This is a genomic window from Streptomyces griseorubiginosus (assembly GCF_017614965.1).
Taxonomy (GTDB): Bacteria; Actinomycetota; Actinomycetes; order Streptomycetales; family Streptomycetaceae; genus Streptomyces; species Streptomyces griseorubiginosus_B.
Map to the genome: position 1 here is coordinate 1 of NZ_WVUG01000197.1, position 16,447 is coordinate 16,447.

Below are 16,447 nucleotides of genomic sequence, written 5' to 3' on the forward strand. Positions count from 1 at the left end.
CAGGTGTGTATAAGAGACAGGTCCACGCCCCAACAGGCCCCGGCTTCAACGTCTACGCCTGCCAGGAATGCGCCCCCCACTACCCACCCCGCCAGGACGCCCTGGACCTCCTCGACTCCACCCACCGCCGCTCTCGCCTGACGCTCCGCATCTACACGCTCGACGCGGGCGGAGCCGTGACGGCTGACAGCGGCAGGCTGGAGATCGTGGCCGGCGGCCGCGCGGAGCCGGTGCCGCGTACGTCGGCGTATCCGCCGTGCGCGTGCCCGAGATGCAGCAAGCCGCGATAGCGATCCGAAATCCCTGGCATCGGCAGAGCCGGACGCGATAGGCGAACGCGTCCGGGTCCGCCGCCAGTTGGAGCACATCGGGACACGACCCAATCCGCAAGGGCCGTTACGTCCCGACTTGTGCAAGTTCGCAGGGAAGTTCGCTCTGGCGAAACCAGGAACCCCACCGATAGCGTTCGTACCCTTGACGTACTTCAGTCTCACGGGGAGCCCACCAGATGAAGCGCCGCACTTTGCCCGCTGCCGCCGCGCTCACCGCAGCCGCAGCCTTGCTGCTGACGGCTTGCGGGGGCGGGGGCGACAACTCCAAGGCCAACGACAAGATCGCGGGGGCCGATACCGGAAACACGAAGACGTCGGCCGCTCCGAGCACATCCGCTCCGAGCAAAGCCAATCGTCCGAAGATCAGCTTTCCCTCCTATGCCAAGAACGTCTTCGAAGACCAGAAAACGGGCGACACGACGAAGGACGCGGTCCTCGCAGACAGCGCCATGAGTGTCAACTCGATGGACGATGCAATCTTCAAGGGGAGCACGGACGCAGAAGCTCTCGGCTTCTACAACTCAGGCAAGGCACTTAGCTCGGCGATCACGTTTGTGCAGGGTTACATCGACAAGAACGACACTTGGATCGGTGAAACTCGCTACTTCGACCGCAAGGTGACCCTGTCAGGAGACGGTCAGGCCTACGTCACGTACTGCTCTGACGAGAGCAAATCGTTCCTGAAGAACAAGAGGACCGGAAAGGTCGACAAGACGCCAACATCGGCTGACAGTTACGTCCTTTATCACACCTCGCTCTCCAAAAATCCTCAGGGTGTCTGGCAGACCACGGACATCGTGTCGAACCGGGGGGACAAGGCATGCCAGCCGTAAACCAGTTGGCAAGGGTCGCCACCGCATTCACGTTGGTCTGCGTTCCCCTACTCACCGCGCAGGCTGCCTACGCCGGCGGCCGGGGCGACGACGGCACAGCCGGACAGACTCAAGAGACCGGAAACGCCAGCGACGACGGAACACTCTCGTCCAAAGTCGGCGTCATCGTCTACGACCGTTCCAAGAACGGCTCCGGCAGCTCCGTAGGCCCCGTCACCTCCACCACGCCCTGGACCCCGCCGGCTTGCTGGTACGCCCCGAAGTACTCGCCTGCGCAGCTCAAGGCGTATCTGGAGCCGATCTGGGAGGCCGGGTCGACGGGCGACCAATGGGACTCCCAACAACGCGACAGATACGTCAACGGACACCCGTACAAGGACTTCAACCAGGACAAGGACGGCAAAGGCTACTGGTGGGACTCGTACGTCAACGAGAGCTTCCCACCCGGCTGGGACAAGTGCACCGAGCCCATCTTCTGGGTGGACAAGGGCGATCCCCCACCGGCCAACGTCCAGAACGCCGTGACGCCGAAGATCCTCGCCGAACTCGCCTACAACGAGATCCGCGTCCCCAGCACCAAGGTGACCCTCGCCCCGGCCAACGCCACCAAGGTCAACCTGCCGACCTGGGCATGGCTCGACGGCGCCCAGTTCAAGCCGGTCTCCGTCACCGCCTCGGTCCCCGTACTCGGCATCTCCGCGACGACCACCGCCGAACCCGTCTCCCTCAAGATCGACCCGGGCACGAGTGACGCGGAGACCTACCCCGCAACCGGCGTCTGCCAGATCAACGGCGGCCACATCGGCGAACCCTACGCCAAGGGCAAGGCGAACCAGACCCCGCCCTGCGGCGTGAAGTACCTCCGCTCCTCGGGCAACGGCACCTACCCCCTCAAGGCCACCATCACCTGGAAGATCCACTGGACCGGCTCAGACGGCACCGGCGACAACCTGCCCGACGGCACCTTCGGCGCCACCCAGAACGTCACCGTCCAGGAAATCCAAGCCGTCAACCGCTGATTGGCGGTGGGCGGCCGACTCACCACGGCCGCCCAGCACCTCCGAAACCGGGCCCATCGAGATTCGTCAAGACTCAGCAAATGATCCATCATGGGCCACCCAAACAACATTCAAGGTTCTACCGCTGAGTTCGATTGCCTGCGCGTTCTCCATAAGATCACCAGGCCTGATTTTCCGCCTGGGGCCGCCCTGCCCCCCCTTTCGCTCCAGCGAAGCGGGCACAGCGCGACCGGAGCGCGGGGTTCCGTCCAAGTCCCATGTCCGCCCCATCCGAAACGCATCGTGAGTGATCATCGTGAGTGACCTGCGGCTCGAAGACACCGTCTTCCAGGACCTGAAGAAGACCTTCTCCTCCATAAGCGACCGCATGGAGACCACCCGCCGCACTCTCAAGAACACCGACGCCACGGCGGTTGGCGAGAGCAAACTCGTCGACGATGTCCACGACTTCGCCGACGACTGGGCCTACGGCATCAAGCAGCTCGGCAAGCACACCCAGGGCGCCGTGAAGATGATCAATAAGATCGGAGAGAGCTTCGGCAAGCTCGACCTCGACCTGGCCGAGTCACTCAAGGCCCCGAAGCAGAAGGGCAAGTGACGTGGCGGGGCAGCGGCCGGCGTTTCCGCACATAGGCTGGGACCCCACGCCGGGAAGCGTGGAGGACACCCGTGATCTGGCCAAGCAGATAGGCAAGCTGGCGGGTGAACTCGGCACAGCGCTCGGTGAGCTGGAGCGCATCGAATGCGGCGCCTGGAAAGGCAAGACTGCGATCGCCTTCACCGAGTACATAGGCAAAGACGTCACCCCTCTCATACGTAAGAGCCACGACTCCTTCGACAAGGCCTCCCGCGCCCTGCACCGCTGGGCCAACGAACTCCAGGAATTCCAGGACCGAGCGGACCGGCTGGAGAAGTCCGCCGGGGAGAAGCTCGACGCACAGTCGAAAGCCGAGGCCAAAGCCGACGGCAAGGGCAGCAACGATCTGGCCAAAGCCTCCAGCGCCGTGGACGGCGTCATCCAGAAGGTCCACGAACTGGAGGACGAGTACCGGCAGGCAGCCCGGCAGATAAGCAAGGAACTCGACAAGGCCGGCGACATCGCACCCGACGAACCTGGGTTCTGGGACAAGCTCGGGAACGGGATCTCGGATGCGTGGGACGCCACGGGGAAGTGGCTCGAGGACCACGCCGACATGATCAAGCTGGTCGGAGACCTGCTCAGCGATCTGAGCGGGGTCCTCGGCATGCTGGCCATTCTCACCGCGCCGTTCGAACCCATCGGCGCGATCTTCGCCGCGGCGGCAGTCGTCAGCAGCGGGCTCGCGCTGGTGACTCACCTCGTCGCCAAGGCTGCGGGTGCTGATGTCAGTTGGATGAACATCGGCTTCGACGCCTTGGGCTCCATTCCGGGCATCAGCGCCTTCGCCAAGGGGGTCAAGGTCGCCGACGGAGCCGTCGCCGCAGCACGGGCAGCAGAACTGGGTGACGGCTTCAAGGGTGTCAGCACCATCGGACGGAACATCGTCGGCGTCGGCGACAACGTCGCGGGCGCTGTGAGCTTCACCGTCAAAGGACGGACAATCGGCCTCTTCGGCCTCAAGGCGGGCGGTCACATCTCCACCGAGGGCGGCATCATGAACCGCATCAGCCTTCTTGCGGAGAAGAACATTCGTAACGGTCAGTTGCTCGGCACCGGTGGTATCCCAGGGCTGAAGAACATCGACTCCATGAGCAAGCTCGGCCGGGGAATCGATGCGACCATCAAGATCCTTCCCAAGGCATTTTCGATCCCGTCGCATATCGGCGAGATGATGAATCCCGGGGATCGCTTCCAGGACTCCGCGACAGCGCACTGAGAGGACACGGGCTGTGGACTGGTACCCGCCTCCGGGTGAGAGCCTGCTCATGCGGGCCAACGTCGTTTTCGCCACCGGGTTGGCGCCGCGGGTGGCTGGTCTCCGCTCGTTCCGCGACACCGAACGGCGTGACATCGAAGCCGAACTGACCGGCTGGCCTCCTGCCCCGGGCTTCACTCCTCGGGGCAAGGCCGACCAAGCCGGCGTACGCGCTCTGGACATCGCGCTGCTCGGAATCCCCCGTTTGATCAACATGATCGGGAACATCCACGTTCCCAGCGGCCGCCTGGTCGATGAGCCGGGCAGCCCGGGCAAACCTCAGGAGCCCGAGAACGAGGTGGACGATTTCCCGGTCATGTGGGCGGCAGAAGGCACCATCGCCCGAACGCTTCCCTGGCAGCTGGATCCAGCCCGTCAGCCCAGGAAGTACCGTACCGAGCTCGTGCTGACGGATCGGCGCCTGATCATCCTGGGTGTGGATGCTTCCGCCGGGCTGGCTCCCGCCGATGAGCTGTGGCAGGTCCCCAGGGCGTCCGTCACCGCCATCGACCAAATGGCATACCCCGCCAACGGGTCCGATGTCAGAGTTCGCTTCACAGATGGTTCCTGGACTCGTTGGAAAGTCGGCAACGCGGCCAAGCTAGTAGGCCAGTTCCGAGGAGAGCGTGAACGGGTGACGGAGGCTGCCCTCACTCCACAACAGCGCGAACGCGTCGCAGAACTCGTGGCAGATCCTCCGCTCAGCGTTGCCCGTTCGGTCGGTACGGTCCTGCCGGTCACCGAACCTCCGTCGTTGGACCGCTTTTCCGATGGCACAGTGGCGGTCGAGTTGCAGGTCCCGCTCTCCAACGGCACGCTCCAAGTCCTCACCCGCTACCTGTCTCCGTCCGGCAAGGACGTGATGCCGAAAGAAGAGACGAAGTGACGGAAGCAGTTCTGCTGGGCGCCACACAGGATGCACAGATCATCCCGCCGATGGCGTTCGTCGTCCCGGACGGCATCCACGCCCTCCCAGTGGATGCTTCCGCGGAAGAACGGCCCACGGCCGCCGCTGAGTTCGTGCGTGGTCTCTACCCCGGCGGAGACGACGCCCTGTGGCAGTCGGCAGCGCCGTTCTACGAACTCCTGACGGAGACCATGGCAACCGCAGGACTCGCTTTCTCCGCCTTCGGCCTCTTCGCTCTGGACACCGGCGGCGTCGCTCACTGCGCCTTCACTGTGGCCGCCTATGCCTCCGACCATACAGACCCGGACATCGCCGCGCAGGGCATCCTTGCGGCGCTGTCCGCCGACCCGATGAACGACGCCCGCTGGCTCGATCTGCCCTGTGGCCCAGCCGTCTCCCGGATCACGCTGCGTGAACTCACCCTCAGCGCCGACATCACGGCGAGTGGTGAGCCGACGAAACTCCTCACCGGTCAGATCCAGGTCCACATACCGTTCCCGACAGGACCTTTCACCGCCGTCTTCACCATCGACACGGCGGCGATGGGGTACTGGGGCGAGTTTTGCGACATGACGACGGCCGTACTGCAGACGGTCTCCTTCGCCGACCGGCGATCGAATCAAGCGCCGCGTGAACCGGAGAACGGCGAAGCATAGGCATGGACTGGTATCCCGACCGCGACGAGGATCTCCTGCTCCGCACTACGGGCAAGTTCGCTACCGGCATCGCCCCCGCCGTCGCGGGATCCCGCTGGTTCCGCGATCCCGATCGCAACGACATCCAGGCCGAGTTGGCCGGCTGGCCCGAAGGTCCGACCTACTCTCTGCACACGGCCGGAGACCGCGTCGCCCGCCGCACGGGCCGTGCCTTCCTCGTTGGAATCCCAGTGATCGCGAACATCATCGCGAACATCGGCGGAGCCGCCGGCTCGCCCTTCGGCGACGTGCAGGTACGTGGTAAGCCGGAGGAGCCCGAGAACGAGGTCGAGGACTTCCCTGTCATGTGGGCCGCGCCCGGCACCCTGGCCCGTACGGTCCCCTGGCAACTCGACCCCGCGCGCCGCCCCGAGGGCTACAGCACCGACCTGGTCCTGACGAGCCGACGCCTGCTCTTCCTCGGAACCCGAAGCGGCACGCTGGACAAGGCAGACGAACTGGCCGAGTTCCCTCGTGACGTCATCGCCGAGGCCCGGCAGATGAAGTACAGCGAAGTCGAAGCGGATGTACGGCTGACGTTCACCGACCGATCCTGGATCCGCCTGTTCACCGGCAACCCCGACAGCGCCGAGCGCTTGTGCCAGTTGCTCTTCGGTACGGTCCGCACGGTGTCCGAAAGCGACCTGTCCACCGGCCAGCGCGCCCGCCTGACCCGCTTCCTCACCGAACTCCCGACGGGCGCCCAGTCTCCACTCCTCACCCGCCTCCCGAGCGGCCTCGTGATGGTCGAGGTCCGGGTCCCGTCCAAGGCGGCAAAAGACGTCCACGAGACCCACTCGATCCTGATGGGCCCGTCCGGAGAAGCGGCCAAGCCGCAGCCAGGCGACCTTTGAGCTCAACAGCGGGGATGCACACGGAAGGCAGAAGCCTCGTCAGCTTTCCGCAGACCCCGCCGCGGATCGCTTTTGCGTAATCGTCGCTCACTCCCAGTGCAGCGTTCCCGCCACGGCGTCGAAGAGCTCCACCATCTGGTCGGCGAGTGGATCTACTGGAGTCGAGAAGTTGAGCAGCAGCCAACGCACTGTTGTCGGAATGGGCACGTAGTAAGTGAGAGTCGTGGACGGCAAGGTGTTACCCATCTGCCGATCAGGATCGGCAGCTTCGCGACAGCGGTACCTTACGGATTTGCCGGCCACGGCCAACTCCACCACACCGACTTCCCGGTCCCCGCCCGTGTTCTGCCCGAGCAGGTGCTCCGCCAGTTCATCGGCGTCCGACGTCTGTGGCCACTCTTCAGGCCCAGGCACGCTGATAAGGAGCGAGGACGCCAGGGGAACCGGTCCCACGGTCAGCGTGGAGAGATAGAGTTCGGTTCCGCCAACTCGATAAGCGTCCTTTGCCTTCCGCTGAAGGTCCCGCATGAACTCCTGCTTGATGTGAGGAGCGTTGTCCACACCACGAAACGTCAGCTCGGCAAGAGCAACGATGCTCCTGTCGCGGTCATCCGGATCGAGCGAAACCTGGAACCAGCCATCCGGGACGACGACGTTGTAGTTCTTCGGGGCGGACGTGAACTGGTCGGCCGACCTCATCCCCTGCCTCCCCCGGCGGTATTGGTGGTGCCACCCGAGGCAAGTGGGGTGATTCGCATGGTTCGAACCGCCTCGTCGGCCAGTTCAGTGATGTACTCGGTGAGAGCGACCTTCTCCCACTCCACCGTGACGACAATGAGAGTCTGCATTTCGGGTGGAAAAACAACATACTTGATAAATTCCGCCATCTTTCGGCCAAAGCCAAACATGCGCTTGACCTTGAGCATGGCATGAACCCGGACTGCAGGTCCGGTCGGCAACTCGACATGTCTGATATCGGGCTTTCCCACCACTTCTGCGTTCTCCCACTGCAAGATCAGCGGAATCACCTCATCTGCGCCAGGACGCGGGACACCTTCATCGCCATAGCCATCGACCCTCAGGTTGGCGAGAGCTTCCCCCGCTTCGGAGTAGTAAGCCGCCGCAAGCGTAGGGGCGTTCGCATTTAGATCGATCGCACGATCGGCCAGGTCATCGAAAACTGCGCTGTTCTCGATCTCCAATGAGAGTGGGTTGAGACGCTTCACGATCTCGGCGGCAAGGGCCCTAGCCTCCGCCTTAGTGCTCTGGTGGAGCGTCAGATCCACCCAGCCTGGCTGGAAGTCAAAGGTGCACTCATAGGGCTCGACCAACGGGGGAAGCTCATCCGGCGCGGCCATCTTTAGATCCTTCCAATCGGGCTCGAGTTGTCGGCTCAGCCAAGGCCGACGATCTTTTGAAGGTTTCCATCCAAGCCCAGTCCGCCCAGCGTAATGCCAGCCCCTACGACAGACAGACGACTGGCCGACTTGGAGATATGATTGAGCGCATTGGTGTCGAATTGGCCACCCAGAGACGCCGTCCCCAACTTGACTGATTTCAGGTCTGATGCGACACCAGGATCAGCCATGGAAAGTGACTTGGGAATGCCTTTAAGTGTATTGATGAATCCGCTGCCGCCCCCACGGGCCGCAAGCTCCTGCCCAGCACGCAAGTAATTTCCACTAAGAGGCCTGAGTACTTTGAGGTTGTCACTCCACGCTTTCGAGAATGGCTCCGTAAAAGGCTCCTTGAGTGACTTCCATACGTCTCCCCTACCCAGGGTGAGCCGATCAGCAGCCGTCTTCCGAAGGTTTTTGTTCGCTCTACCGATCTGACGTGCTGTCCGTGCCGCCCCAGCCCTGCCGAGTCTACCCAGAGCACCCTTGGCGAACTTCCCCGCAATCTTGGAGAATCCCTTGCCGACCCCCATCAGAAGAAAACCCACCGCAGCAAGCCCGAGATCCATCCACTCGGCGTTCCCCTGAAGGACCTGAACGAACGTGGCCACGAAGTTGATCAACGTGGCGATCATAGCGATAGCGCCCAGTACACCGGCCAGGGCCTGGCCAATCACTGGAATCCAGCCCACCAATAGAGACAGGATCCCGCATACCGTGGCAACCCATGACGTGAACTCCGCGACGTCCGCGACGAGGGTCTCCCAGAACCCGTCCTTCAGGGAGTCGTGGTTGATCACCGCGTCAATGGATTCTAGCGCCCGCTTGGCCGCATTGTCGCGGATCCTCTTTGCCTCATTGATCTTTTCGCGTGCTGCCGCGATCTCATCGCCAGCAGCATCTCGCTCGGCCTCAAGATCCTTGCGGCCTTTACCTGCTTGATCTTTCTCTTTATCCTTGCCCGAAAGACCGTCGAGACTTTTTTGAGCCGCTCCTTTACGCTCATCAGCGTCCTTGGCGTCCTTCAGAGCTCCATCAGCGATTTCCTGGGCGCGATTGAGATCGGAGGCATAATTCCGTGGACTGGCATGCAGTTTGTCCTGGTAGCCACCGCCCGCCTCGTCTACTCGCACGCCGATGGCCTCGGCTGCCGTGTCGTACCGTTTGAAGGCGGCCTCGAGTTTCTTGACGTTTCCTCGGGCCTTCTCTCGGAACTCCTTACCCGCCTTGCTATCCCAGCCATCCACCTCGGCTACAGCCTTGAGGTTCCGGATCTGCCGCTCAAGTTCATCCGCAGTCTTGCGCAGTTGTTTTCCCAGAGCCGCCATGCGGTCAGGATCGCCAGGAATAGGGTCGCTGTCCGCGACCGGGTGCCAGTCGCGCGGCCGTCCGGCCATGGACTATTTCACCTTCTTCGGGTCTTGGGCCCCACGAATCGCCTCAGCCAACTGGTGATCGATGTCTTCGTAGGCCTTCGCTGCCGCTTTGGCAATCTGAGCCAGGGTATCGACCTCTCCTTTGAGCCTATCGCGACTGAGTTTCCAGTTATCAGCGAAATCATTGAACTTGGCAGAGAGATCCCCGTGGCCGAAGTCTTCGTCATACTTATGGGTCAGGCTCTCGAGACCTTCGAACGCCTTCTTGATGCCGCTGAGTCCACTTCCCATACTCCTGATCGCGTCTAGGTCGAGCCGCGTGTGATCGCTCTCGCCACCCATGGCGCCCCCGTGTGCAAAGTGTCAGTTGTCAGTTCGATGAGACAGGCCAAAAACACAGGTGCGATGGGACGCACCAGCGCCCCATCGCACCCCAAGTCACAGACCGGCAGCGGACTTTACTAGCCCTTGGCCTGCTTCGCCAGCTGCTCGTCCAGCTGTTCGTACGCTTCCTTGGCCTTCTTCAGGAAGTCCGACAGCCCGTGCAGGCCCTGGATCGTCTTCGTCGCGCCCTTGGTGAAGTCCTTCATGGAGTCGTCGTACGCTCCGGAGGCCTTCTGGGTGGTGAAGCCGTTCTCCACGAGGGCGGAGACGCGCTTCTCGATGTTCTTGATCCGGTCTTCCAGCTCGTGCATGTCCTTGATCAGGTCGCCCGCGACCTTCTCCATCTCCGCATATGTGAGATCGGTGTCTTTGCCGGCCATGACGGCTCCCTCCCGTTGGTGTGGCCGCAGGGCCTTCCCCCGTGGCTCTGTTGGCGGATGCGCGGCCTTCCGCGGCTGGGCGGCCGTCCGCACGAGCAAAGATCTTACGGGTGTGACCCATGGGACCGCAGGGGCCTCATGCAAGGGAATCGTGAACCGGTGCACATCCGTTGCGCCGGGCAAAGGCTGGACGGTTAAGGTCACAGTCACAGTCGTTGTCACTGTCACTGTCGCTGTCACTGTGTTGAGTGGAGCCACCGCGCTCGGTGGTTCCGGTGTGTTGGGGGACCGAAGCGTGCGTCTGAGTCTGACCGTCGTCGACCCGCTCGGCGGTGCCAGTGCCGACGTGGTGCTCGACGCCGATCCGGAGTCCACGGTGGGCGCCATCGCGCAGGAGTTGGCGAGGCACGTCGGCTGGGGCGGCGATGACGCGCAGGTCATCCCGATAGGCACCCACCGAGGCACCGGCACAGGCACAGGCAGCGGCTCCGCCCCCCTCGCCTACGTCGACGGATACGCTGTCGACCCGAGTGCCACCGTCGTCAACTCCCCCCTCCGTGACGGCGTCGTCGTCAGCCTGCACGACCCCGCGGGGTGCATCCTCGGTGAACCCACCGGCGTCGTCGAGTTCCGGGTCGCCGGCGGTCCCGCCGCCGGCGCCGTGCACCGGCTCGGTGTCGGGCGGTACGACATCGGCAGCGGTCCCGCCGATCACATCCGCGTCGACGACCCCGAACTCCCCGCCCGTGCCGCCACCTTGTCCATCGCCATCGACGGCACCTGTCAGGTCAGCGTCCAGAAGAAGGACGAGGACGGCGTCGTTCGTCTCGACGGTGAGGACTTCGGCGGTGGGGACTGGCCACTCGGATCTCAGCTCGCCCTCGGCAACTCCCTTCTCGAGCTGGTCCCTTACTCCCCGCCCAACGCCGCTCTCAAGTGGTCCGACGACGGTGCCGGGCTCGACTACAACCGGCCCCCGCGGCTGCGCCCCGCCGAGCGGCAGACGTCGTTCTCGCTTCCGAACCCGCCCGGTGACTACGAGGCCCGGCCGCTGCCCTGGCTGATGGCCTTGCTGCCGCTGGTCGGTGCCGTGGTGTCCGTGATGATGTTCGGGCGCTGGTACTACCTGATCATGGCTCTGATGAGCCCGGTCATGCTGTTCGGCAACTACTTCATGGACAAGAAGCACGGCCGGAAGTCGCACGCCAAGCAGCGCAAGGAGTACCAGGAGCACAAGGCGCGGATCGAGAAGGACGCCCAGGAGGCGCTGGTCGCCGAGCGGGCCGACCGGCGGCAGGCCGTGCCCGACCCCGCCGCCGTCCTCGCCACCGGGACGGGGCCGCGCACCCGGTTGTGGGAGCGCAGACGTACTGACGCCGATCATCTCCTCATCCGCTTCGGCACCGGACGCGTCCCCTCCGAGGTCGAGTTGGACGACCCCGAGCAGGACGAGCACAAGCGCAAGGTCCGCTGGTTCATCGAGGACGCCCCGGTCGCGCTCCCCCTGAGGGAACTCGGCGTGATCGGCGTCGCCGGGCCCGGTGACTCCGCGCCCGCGATGGGGCGTTGGGCCGTCGCGCAGACCGCCGTGCTGCACAGCCCGATGGACGTGCAGTTCTACGTCCTGACCGACAACGACGCCCGTGAGCGCTGGGACTGGGTGCGCTGGCTGCCGCATTCCCGCCCGGCGAGCGGACAGGACGTGAACGTCCTGATCGGGACGGACTCCGAGACCGTGGGTGCGCGCGTGGGCGAGCTCACGCAGTTGCTCGACGCCCGGCAGAAGGCACTGAAGCAGGGCGGGCGCGGCAAGACGGACGGGCCCGCCTTCTCCGACCCGGACATCGTCGTCGTATGGGACGGGTCGCGGCGGCTGCGGTCCATGCCCGGTGTCGTACGACTGCTGCGGGAAGGTCCGTCGGTCGCGATCTACGCGATCTGTCTGGACGAGGAGGAGCGGTTCCTGCCCGGTGAGTGCCAGGCCTTCGTGGTCGCCGAGCCCCGGCAGAGTGAGAGCAGCGGGCAGCCGACTCCCGTGGCGCAGCAGGCCGTCGGTGGGTTTCCCTCCTTCCAGGCCTGGCATCCCAGCGCCGTTCAGGCCGACGAACAGACCGCCCGGGCACCCGAGTTGCGGCTGCGCGTCGAGCAGACCGGCGCGCTGCGGAAGAAGAACGTACGGCCCGACTTCGTCTCCGCCGCCTGGTGTGCGCGGCTCGCCCGCTCCCTGTCCCCGCTGCGTGACATCAGCGGTGAGACCGAGGACTCCGCGCTGCCCGGCTCCAGCCGGCTGCTCGACGTGCTCCAACTGGAGCCGCCCACGCGGGACGCGATCGCCGCGCGGTGGCGGATGGGCGGCCAGTCGACGATGGCGGTCATCGGTGAGTCGTACGACGGCCCCTTCGGCATCGATCTCCGGCGCGACGGCCCGCACGGACTGATCGCCGGTACGACCGGTTCGGGTAAGTCCGAGCTGCTGCAGACCATCGTCGCCGCGCTGGCGGTGGCGAACACGCCGGAGAACATGACCTTCGTCCTCGTCGACTACAAGGGCGGCTCGGCGTTCAAGGACTGCGTCAAACTCCCGCACACCGTCGGTATGGTGACCGACCTGGACGCCCATCTCGTCGAACGCGCCCTGGAGTCGCTGGGCGCCGAGCTGAAGCGCCGCGAGCACATCCTCGCCGCCGCCGACGCCAAGGACATCGAGGACTACCAGGACCTGGTGCGGCGGGATCCGTCGCACCCGCCCGTGCCGCGACTCCTCATCGTCATCGACGAGTTCGCCTCGATGGTGCGCGATCTGCCCGACTTCGTCACCGGGTTGGTCAACATCGCCCAGCGTGGACGGTCCCTCGGCATCCACCTCCTCCTCGCCACCCAGCGGCCCTCCGGTGTCGTCTCCCCCGAGATCCGCGCCAACACCAACCTCCGCATCGCGCTGCGCGTGACCGACGCCGGTGAGTCGACGGACGTCATCGACGCGCCCGACGCCGGGCACATCGCGAAGAGCACACCGGGTCGGGCGTACGTCCGGCTCGGGCACGCCTCGCTGATCCCGTTCCAGTCGGGCCGTGTCGGCGGCCGCCGCCCCGGTGCCGCCGATCCCGCCACGCTCGCGCCCTGGGCCGGTCCGCTGACCTGGCAGGACCTGGGCCGGGCCGCGCTGGCCAAGCCCAAGTCCGAGGCGCGCGAGGACGACGAGATCACCGACCTGAAGGTGCTGGTGGACGCGGTACGGGAGGCCAACCAGGCGCTCGGCATCCCGGCGCAGCACTCGCCCTGGCTTCCGGCGCTGGACGAGACGCTGCTCCTGGACGACGTGCCGGCCCCCCGGAGCCAGGGTGCGCTGCCCGCCGCCCCGTACGGCATCGAGGACCTGCCCGCCGACCAGGCGCGGCGTCCGGTCGCCGTCGACTTCGCGACCTTCGGGCACCTCATCGTCGCCGGCGCCCCGCGCACCGGCCGTTCGCAGGTGCTGCGCACCATCGCCGGTTCGCTGGCCCGCACCAACTCCTGTGCGGACGTCCACCTTTACGGGATCGACTGCGGCAACGGCGCCCTGAACGCGCTCACCCGGCTGCCGCACTGCGGTGCGGTCGTCAGCCGCAACCAGCTGGAGCGGGTCGAGCGGCTGATCAGCCGGTTGTCCGGTGAACTGAGCCGTCGTCAGGAGCTCTTGGCCGACCGGGGTTTCGCGGACATCGGTGAGCAGCGGGCGGCCGTCTCCGTGGAGGAGCGGCTGCCCCACATCGTGGTGCTGCTGGATCGCTGGGAGGGCTGGCTGCCCACGCTCGGCGAGCACAACCACGGCGATCTGACCGACCAGATCATGGCGATGATGCGCGAGGGCGCGAGCGTCGGTCTGCATGTCGTGATCACCGGTGACCGGCAGCTGCTGGCGGGCCGTATCTCCTCCCTCACCGAGGACAAGTACGGTCTGCGGCTCGCCGACCGGGCCGACTTCTCCATGCTGGACATCAACTCCCGCAAGGTGCCCGAGGAGATCCCGCCGGGCCGCGCCTTCCGGAGCGAGACGGCGGCCGAGACGCAGTTCGCGCTGCTCTCCGAGGACACCACGGGTCAGGGCCAGAACGCCGCGCTGGTCGCCATCGGCGAGGCGGCGGCCGCCCGGGACGCCCAAGTTCCGCGCTCGCTGCGGCCGTTCCGGGTGGACGTGCTGCCGAGCCGTATCTCCTTCGACGACGCGTGGGCCATGCGCGACCCGGCGACGGCCTCCGCCCCGCTGTGGGCGCTCGCGGGTGTCGGCGGCGACGAACTCACCGCGTTCGGACCGGACCTGGCGCAGGGCGTGCCGGCGTTCGTCATCGGCGGACCGGCCAAGTCCGGCCGTTCCACGATGCTGTTGAGCTTCGCCCGGTCCTACCTGAGCAAGGGCGTCCGCCTGGTCGTCGCGGCCCCGCGCCCCTCACCGCTGCGCGAACTGGACGGTCAGGAAGGCGTGTTGAAGGTCTTCACCGGCCGGGACGTCGACGAGGACGAGCTGACGGAACTCGTCGACACGGCCAAGCCGGAGGACCCGGTCGTCGTCCTGGTCGACGACGCCGAGGTGCTGGACGACTGCGACGCCGAGGACGTCTTCAAGCGGATCGTGGAGCGAGGCGCCGAGGAGGGGCTGGCCGTCGTCATCGCCGGTGACGAGGACGAGATCTGCGACGGCTTCTCCGGCTGGCAGGTCGACGCGAAGAAGGCCCGCCGCGGCATCCTGCTCTCCCCCCAGGAGTCCGGCTCCGGCGAGCTCATCGGCATCCGGACCAACCGCAGCATGGTCGGCGGCCCGATCACCCCGGGCAAGGGCATGCTGCACCTGGGCACCGGTGAACACGTCACTGTCACGACGCCGCTGTAGAGGTCACGTGGGTACGGGTTCGAGGAAGCCGGGGCGCAGGAAGGCGGCCGGGGCGGCGCTGCGGTACGAGCACCGGCCGGGCAGACCGAGGGAGGAGCAGCGCAAAGAACGCGGCAACTGCCTCTTCGCCTGCCTGGTGATCCCCGTCTTCCTGCTCCTCATCGCCCCGTTGATCCTCATCCAGGAGTCCTGGGGTCAGGACATCTGGGGCCGCTTCGCCCCGTCGTGGCCGGGTGGCGCCTATGCCTTCACGGCCACCGTCGGTGCCTGTGTGCCGCTGGCGTTCGCGGCGTTCGTCGCCCCGCTGACGCGCATGGACTGGAAGGCGGGCAAGCTGTGTTCGCTGGCGTGGGCGATCGGGTCGCTCCCCGGGCTCGGCGCCGGATATCTGATCGCGGGCGTGATCAGCGCGACATGGCGCCCCAAGCGCCGACAGGACTGGATCTTCGGCTGCTACAGCCGCGGCGGCCCCTGCTGGGTGCACGTCGAGTACCCGTACTTCTGGGCGGTCGGCCTCCTGGCCACCCTCGCGGCGACCGCACTGATCATCGCCGCCCTCGTGATGTACGTGCGCGCGAACCGCTCTACCCCACCTTCGACATCCGAGCCGTAGGCCGACCCTCCGCCTCGCTGTCCGACACGTACCTCAAGTCGTCGCCCACCCGCGACAACCGCACCGTGTGCGGGGTCGGGTTGCAGCCCTCGTGGTTGGACGCGGCGCCCACCGACGTGGCGACGATTTCCTTCTTCGTCACCGATTTCACGGACAGGATGTCGGTGCAGACGCCGCCGAGCTGATCGGTCTGCCGGAGCCGTCCCAACTCCTGCCCCACAGAGGCCTGGTGGACCGTCAGCCGGAAGGTGCCGACCGGAAGGGTCCCGTTCAGCGCCGTGGCCTGTCCCTCCCAGGTGCCGAGGTAGGAGACGGGCACGGCGGCGGCACTCGGCCTGGGCATCTCGCTCGTCGCGGAAGTCGGCGTCGCGCTCGACCCCGCACTCGCCCCCGCGCTCGGCATCACCGACTGCACCGGGGGCCTGCTGCCCGCGCTGGCCCCGGAGTCCTCGTCCCCGCTCCGCCACTGGTCGAACAGGACCACCGATCCCACCGTCACCGCCGCCAGCGCCCCCGCCACCGCGAGCGCCACGGTGCAGCTCAGCTTCCGCCCGCGTCCGCCCTCCCCCGGCACGGATGTCGCCGCCACCGACACGGAGACCCTGCCTGGCCGTTGCTCCACGGGAGTCGCGTCCCGCGGTTCGGGTACGGCGGCCAAAGGGCCGGAGGCCGAGGCACCGGAGGCCAAGGCGTCGGAGACCGAGGCACCGGAGGCCGAGCCGTCGGAGACCGATGCTCCGGAGGCCGAGCCGTCGGAGACCAGTGCTCCGGAGGCCGAGGCGTCGGAGGCCGGGGCATCAAGGGCGGAGGCGTCGAAGGGGGAGGCGTCGAAGGGGGAGGCACTGGCCGTCGCCTTCCCCTCCCCCGCCATCACCGGCGCCGGTCCGAACTCCCC

Annotated in this window: 15 protein-coding genes and 1 pseudogene; 10 read left to right on the plus strand and 6 right to left on the minus strand. The window is 66.0% G+C overall.

Features of this window, described 5'->3' with window-relative positions; translation table 11 throughout:
- The 8 genes from GRC12_RS29540 to GRC12_RS29575 form a co-directional block, all read left to right on the plus strand.
- A partial coding sequence (locus GRC12_RS29540) for a hypothetical protein (protein WP_208782523.1) occupies positions 1-290 on the plus strand: 290 nt, incomplete at its 5' end.
- A 218-nt stretch (positions 291-508) separates the two neighbouring features.
- The gene (locus GRC12_RS29545) at positions 509-1,165 is read left to right on the plus strand and encodes a hypothetical protein (protein ID WP_208782525.1); all 657 of its coding nucleotides are present in this window, start codon (positions 509-511) and stop codon (positions 1,163-1,165) included.
- Complete coding sequence (locus GRC12_RS29550; RefSeq protein ID WP_208782527.1) at positions 1,153-2,184, plus strand: hypothetical protein; 1,032 nt, start codon at positions 1,153-1,155, stop codon at positions 2,182-2,184. The genes GRC12_RS29545 and GRC12_RS29550 overlap by 13 nt, the downstream gene beginning before the upstream one ends.
- Before the next feature lie 295 nt (positions 2,185-2,479).
- The gene (locus tag GRC12_RS29555; protein ID WP_208782538.1) at positions 2,480-2,782 is read left to right on the plus strand and encodes a hypothetical protein; all 303 of its coding nucleotides are present in this window, start codon (positions 2,480-2,482) and stop codon (positions 2,780-2,782) included.
- A 1-nt stretch (position 2,783) separates the two neighbouring features.
- Entirely contained in the window at positions 2,784-4,040 is a 1,257-nt protein-coding gene (locus GRC12_RS29560) for an enoyl-CoA hydratase/isomerase family protein (protein ID WP_208782528.1), read from the plus strand.
- A 49-nt stretch (positions 4,041-4,089) separates the two neighbouring features.
- Positions 4,090-4,965, plus strand: coding sequence for a hypothetical protein (locus GRC12_RS29565; RefSeq protein ID WP_208782529.1), 876 nt, complete (start codon positions 4,090-4,092; stop codon positions 4,963-4,965).
- A 50-nt stretch (positions 4,966-5,015) separates the two neighbouring features.
- The gene (locus GRC12_RS29570; RefSeq protein ID WP_244373945.1) at positions 5,016-5,642 is read left to right on the plus strand and encodes a hypothetical protein; all 627 of its coding nucleotides are present in this window, start codon (positions 5,016-5,018) and stop codon (positions 5,640-5,642) included.
- A gap of 2 nt (positions 5,643-5,644) precedes the next feature.
- A complete protein-coding gene (locus GRC12_RS29575) occupies positions 5,645-6,535 on the plus strand; it encodes a hypothetical protein (RefSeq protein ID WP_208782530.1) in 891 nt (296 codons plus the stop codon).
- Between the two features lie 87 nt (positions 6,536-6,622).
- Here the strand turns inward: GRC12_RS29575 and GRC12_RS29580 are convergent, their stop codons facing one another.
- From GRC12_RS29580 to GRC12_RS29600, 5 genes are all read right to left on the minus strand, one after another.
- Entirely contained in the window at positions 6,623-7,234 is a 612-nt protein-coding gene (locus GRC12_RS29580) for a hypothetical protein (protein WP_208782531.1), read from the minus strand.
- Complete coding sequence (locus tag GRC12_RS29585; RefSeq protein ID WP_208782532.1) at positions 7,231-7,893, minus strand: hypothetical protein; 663 nt, start codon at positions 7,891-7,893, stop codon at positions 7,231-7,233. The genes GRC12_RS29580 and GRC12_RS29585 overlap by 4 nt, the downstream gene beginning before the upstream one ends.
- 35 nt (positions 7,894-7,928) lie before the next feature.
- Positions 7,929-9,329, minus strand: a complete 1,401-nt coding sequence (locus GRC12_RS29590; protein WP_208782533.1) for a hypothetical protein — start codon at positions 9,327-9,329, stop codon at positions 7,929-7,931.
- Between the two features lie 3 nt (positions 9,330-9,332).
- Positions 9,333-9,650: a hypothetical protein gene (locus GRC12_RS29595; RefSeq protein ID WP_208782534.1), complete on the minus strand. Its 318-nt coding sequence runs from the start codon at positions 9,648-9,650 to the stop codon at positions 9,333-9,335.
- Positions 9,651-9,769: 119 nt separating this feature from the next.
- Positions 9,770-10,072 carry a WXG100 family type VII secretion target gene (locus GRC12_RS29600; RefSeq protein ID WP_133043420.1) on the minus strand — a complete coding sequence of 101 codons (303 nt, stop codon included), beginning with the start codon at positions 10,070-10,072 and terminating at the stop codon, positions 9,770-9,772.
- A 295-nt stretch (positions 10,073-10,367) separates the two neighbouring features.
- On the opposite strand from GRC12_RS29600, the gene GRC12_RS29605 reads away from it, so the two are divergent.
- A complete protein-coding gene (locus GRC12_RS29605; protein WP_208782535.1) occupies positions 10,368-14,939 on the plus strand; it encodes an FtsK/SpoIIIE domain-containing protein in 4,572 nt (1,523 codons plus the stop codon).
- A gap of 7 nt (positions 14,940-14,946) precedes the next feature.
- Complete coding sequence (locus GRC12_RS29610; RefSeq protein WP_208782536.1) at positions 14,947-15,552, plus strand: hypothetical protein; 606 nt, start codon at positions 14,947-14,949, stop codon at positions 15,550-15,552.
- On the opposite strand, the pseudogene GRC12_RS29615 reads toward GRC12_RS29610, so the two are convergent.
- Positions 15,524-16,447, minus strand: a pseudogene (locus tag GRC12_RS29615) (serine/threonine protein kinase); the annotation flags it as partial. The gene GRC12_RS29610 and the pseudogene GRC12_RS29615 overlap by 29 nt on opposite strands.